The following is a 4685-nucleotide window of genomic DNA, read 5'->3' as shown; positions in this document are numbered from 1 at the left end:
GGTCACTAATCCTGAAACAGAGTATAAATATGATATTACTAAACATTGGTCTGAAATCAATGAATTTAATCCTGAAAATGGGGATATAAAATACGTTTGGGAAAAATCTAGATTTTCTTATTTATTGACTATACTACGATACGATTATCATTTTGAGGAGGATCATGCTGCTTTTGTTTTTTCAGAAATAGAAAGTTGGATTGACGCTAATCCTATTAATCAAGGCCCTAACTGGAAATGTAGTCAAGAAATTTCCTTACGATTGTTTAATTGGATGTATGCTTTGGAATTTTATAAAAATTCCAAAGAATTAACTGAAGAACGTTGGAATAAAATTCAAAATACCATTTATTGGTCTTTGCATCATGTTTACCAGAACATCAATTTTTCCAGAATAGCGGTAAGAAATAACCACGCCATTACAGAAACATTGTTGTTGACCTTAAGTGAACTTTTTTTTCCTTTCATCCCGGAAACAAAAAAATGGGCAAAAAAAGGCAGAAAATGGTTAGAACAGGAAGTGGCTTATCAGGTATATGACGACGGCACTTTTTTGCAGTTTAGCATGAACTATCACAGGGTTTTGGTACAATTATTCTCTTTAGGGATTTCAATGACCGAAAGCCACCAAAAACCATTTTCTGCTGTATTCTATGACAAAGCATATAAAAGCTTAAACTTTTTATACCAGTGCCTGCAGGAAGAAAATGGGTGTCTGCCAAATTATGGAGCCAATGACGGTGCGCTGTTCTTTTCGCTCTCCGATACTGCTTTTAGAGACTATAGGCCACAATTAAATACGCTCCATCGAATATTAACAAAAGAAAAATTATACGAAGAAGAAAGTATCAATGAAGATTACAATTGGTGTCAGCCGATAATCAATAATTCAAAAAGAAAACAGCCTTTAAAAAAACAATTCGGAACAGTGGCTTTTGAAAAAGGAGGCTATTTTATATGCCGAACAAAAGAATCCTTTACTTTTATAAGATGTGGAAACCACAAGGACAGACCATCACACGCCGATAACCTGCATTTAGATGTTTGGATAAAAGGCGAAAATGTATTGAGAGATTCCGGGACGTATAAATACAATACCACCAAAGAATTATCCGATTATTTTACTGGAAACCAAGCGCATAATACTGTTATGGTAAACGGACAGTCTCAAATGATAAAAGGAAATCGATTTATTTGGTATTATTGGTCACAGGCTAAAGAAGCAAAATGGTTGGAAACAGAACAAAGCTATGTTTTTAAAGGAGCTATTAGTGCTTTTCGTTATTTAAACCAAAATTGTACCCATTCTCGAACCATAACAATAGCCAAAAATGATTTAAAGTGGGTCGTAGAGGATGAAGTTACTAATACCAAAGGTTTGTCAAAAAGTCAAATTTGGCATCATGATAATTTTATTTGGCAACTCAATGCGATTACAGATAGAAATGAAGTGGTGAAAGGAGAAGATACAGTGTCATACAATTCAGATAGTTACGGTCAAAAAGAAAACGGTAAGGCAACTGTGTTTTTGTTTGAAGATAAAATAAAAACTACATTGCTTTATAAAGAAATAGATTAAGAAAATGAAAGTATTATATTTCCATCAACATTTTACTACTCCTGCAATTGGTGGAGCAACCCGTTCTTATGAATTTGCACAGCAACTGATAGAAAGAGGTCATCAAGTGACTATAGTATGTGGGGAGTTCGCAAAATTAAATTTGGATAAAACAGGTATAAAAGGAATTTATAGAGGTGAAATTGACAAGATAGATGTTATCCAAATAAAACTTCCCTATTCAAATAGTGACAGCATTGCCCAAAGAACATGTCTTTTTTTAAAATTTGCTTTTATAGGAATTAAAATTGCTTTAAAAGAAGATTATGATTTATTATTTGCAACCACGACCCCTCTAACAGCAGGTATTCCTGGGATTTTTGCAAAGTTTTTTAGAAAAAAGAAATTTGTATTTGAAGTAAGAGATCTATGGCCAGAGCTACCCAAAGCATTGGGGATGAAAAATCATTTTCTTCTAGGTGGAATGAGTATTTTGGAATGGCTAAGTTATCATAGTGCAGATGCATGTATAGGTCTTTCGCCTGGCATCTGTGAAGGAATTACTAAACGAAGTCAAAAGGGGAAAAAGATAACAATGATTCCTAATGGATGTGATTTAGCAATTTTTAAGCCAGGTAAGCGTGAGAATTTAAAATTAGAAGGTATTAAACCTACTGACACTGTTGCAGTCTTCACGGGAGCACATGGCATTGCAAATGGCTTAGACTCAATATTAAATGGTGCTGCCGAATTAAAAAAAAGGAAAAGAGATGATATTATTTTTGCTTTTATTGGAGAGGGTAAAATGAAGCCTCATTTAATGGAACGTGCTAAAAATGAAGGTCTCGATAATTGTAGGTTTTTTGATCCTATGCCTAAAGTAGAATTGAATAATGTAGTAGCAAATGCTGATATTGGGATTATGGCACTTGCTAATATTCCGGCTTTTTACTATGGTACTTCTCCTAACAAATTTTTTGATTATATCTCTTCAGGAATTCCTGTTTTAAATAATTATCCAGGTTGGTTGGCTGATATGATTTTGAAATCCAACTGCGGAATAGTAATTTCGCCAGATAATGCAAATGAATTAGCTAAAGGTTTAATAGATTTAGCCGATGATCCAAAGCGTATGAAAATATTTGGTAAAAATGCCAGAAAGTTAGCAGAGTCTTCTTTTGCAAGAAAAGATTTAGCAAATAAATTCGTAGATTTTATTGAAAAGATTTAATTATGTATTGTCGTTTTTTTAAACCAGTAATAGATATACTAATAGCCTCTATTAGTTTAATAATCATGAGCCCCTTGTTTATTGTGGTTACTTTTGCTTTGTATTTTGCCAATCAGGGTAAGCCTTTTTTCTTGCAGCTTCGTCCTGGTAAGAAAGAAAAATTATTCAAGATTATCAAGTTCAAAACGATGAATGACAAGAAAGATGAAGCAGGCAATTTGTTACCCGATGCGGAACGTTTAACGAAAATAGGTAGTTTTGTTCGTAAAACCTCGTTGGATGAAATACCGCAATTGCTCAATGTGCTGAAAGGGGATATGAGTTTGATAGGGCCACGACCTTTATTGCCAGAATATTTACCACTATACAATGACTTCCAAAAAAAGCGTCATCATGTGAAACCAGGAATCACGGGTTGGGCACAAGTAAATGGTAGAAATGCCATAAGTTGGGAACAAAAATTTGAATTTGATGTATGGTATGTTACTAATTATAGCTTTTTTTTAGATTTAAAAATAGTATTTTTAACGATCAAAAAAGTGTTTTTAAGCGAAGATATTGCTCAAGAAGGCGAAGCGACTATGGAAGTGTTTAACGGAAATTAATAAAAATTTAATTATGGAAAACAATAAATATCTTTTTGGTGCAAGTGGACATGCAAAAGTGGTTTTAGATGTTTTGTTTTCAAATAATATAAAAGTAGTCTCAATTTTAGATGACAATCCCAATTTTGCTGAGTTGTCTAAAATTCCGGTTTTGCAAACTAACCTGTTTAAAATAGAAAAAAACCAAGAATTTATAATTTCAATAGGTGATAATTTCATCAGAAAAAAAATTGTAGATTCTAATAATTTTAAGTATTATTCAGCAATTCACGCTAATGTGACAGTATCAAAATTTGCAACAATCGATGAAGGAACTGTTGTAATGCCTCAAGTTGTAATAAACGCTTATGCAAAAATCGGCAAACATTGCATAATTAATTCAAGAAGTGTTATAGAACACGACTGTATTTTAAGGGATTATGTTCACATATCACCAAATGCTTCATTGGCAGGAAATGTAATTGTAGGTGAAGGAACACAAATTGGAATAGGAGCAAGTGTAATCCAAGGAATTAAAATTGGGAAATGGGTTACTATTGGAGCTGGAACAGTAATAATTAGTGATATTCCAGACAATGCAGTTGTAGTGGGTAATCCCGGAAAAATAATTAAAATCAATCCAAAATGATTTTAAAAAGAGCATTTGATTTTACAGGTGCATTAGTGGTTGTCTTTTTATTTTTTTGGATCATATTAATTTGTATTGTTACAGCGAGCATTGACACCAAATCCTTTGGTTTATTCATACAAAAGCGAATCGGTCAACACGGAAAGACGTTCCAAATTTTTAAAATCAAAACCCTCAACGACAAAACAAAAACATCTTCTCGTTTTGGAAAGTTTTTGAGAAAATCGAAAATCGACGAATTGCCTCAATTGTGGAATATACTGAAAGGCGATATGAGTTTTGTGGGACCACGACCGGATATTCCGGGTTACTATGATGCATTGGAAGGGGAAGCCAGAAAAATACTGGAGCTAAAACCAGGAATTACCAGTGAGGCTTCCATTAAGTATCGAAATGAAGAATCTCTTTTGGCGCAACAAGATTTGCCATTAGCCTATAACGACAGGGTGATTTTTCCAGACAAGGTGCGGATGAACTTGGACTATTACTACCATCGCAGTTTTCTGGGGGATTTGAAGATTATTTTCAAGACAATAGTCAGGTAATTTTATTTACGAAGGGTGATTCTTACTTTTTTATTAAATGAGGGTTCCCGTAATAATTTTATAATAATTTTTTTAATCTTTGCTTTAGAATAAAGTTAACTACCTTTAAAAATAATAA

Annotated in this window: 5 protein-coding genes; all 5 read left to right on the top strand. The window is 33.2% G+C overall.

Annotated elements, in window-relative coordinates; translation table 11 throughout:
* The coding region (locus AABM47_RS04460) for an alginate lyase family protein (RefSeq protein ID WP_338409724.1) at nt 1–1579 on the top strand (1579 nt) is incomplete at its 5' end.
* A 4-nt stretch (nt 1580–1583) separates the two neighbouring features.
* The gene (locus tag AABM47_RS04455) at nt 1584–2789 is read left to right on the top strand and encodes a glycosyltransferase family 4 protein (protein WP_338409723.1); all 1206 of its coding nucleotides are present in this window, start codon (nt 1584–1586) and stop codon (nt 2787–2789) included.
* Nucleotides 2790–2791: 2 nt separating this feature from the next.
* On the top strand, nt 2792–3394 hold the full coding sequence (locus AABM47_RS04450) for a sugar transferase (RefSeq protein ID WP_338409722.1): 603 nt from the start codon (nt 2792–2794) through the stop codon (nt 3392–3394).
* Nucleotides 3395–3407: 13 nt separating this feature from the next.
* Nucleotides 3408–4022: an acetyltransferase gene (locus AABM47_RS04445; protein WP_338409721.1), complete on the top strand. Its 615-nt coding sequence runs from the start codon at nt 3408–3410 to the stop codon at nt 4020–4022.
* Complete coding sequence (locus tag AABM47_RS04440) at nt 4019–4567, top strand: sugar transferase (protein WP_338409720.1); 549 nt, start codon at nt 4019–4021, stop codon at nt 4565–4567. Before AABM47_RS04445 ends, AABM47_RS04440 begins: the two co-directional genes overlap by 4 nt.
* Nucleotides 4568–4685 lie beyond the last annotated feature (118 nt).

This window comes from uncultured Flavobacterium sp. (assembly GCF_963925415.1).
Lineage (GTDB): Bacteria > Bacteroidota > Bacteroidia > Flavobacteriales > Flavobacteriaceae > Flavobacterium.
The sequence above is the reverse complement of the archived record's forward strand: the minus strand, read 5'-3'. Positions and strand labels throughout refer to the sequence as shown.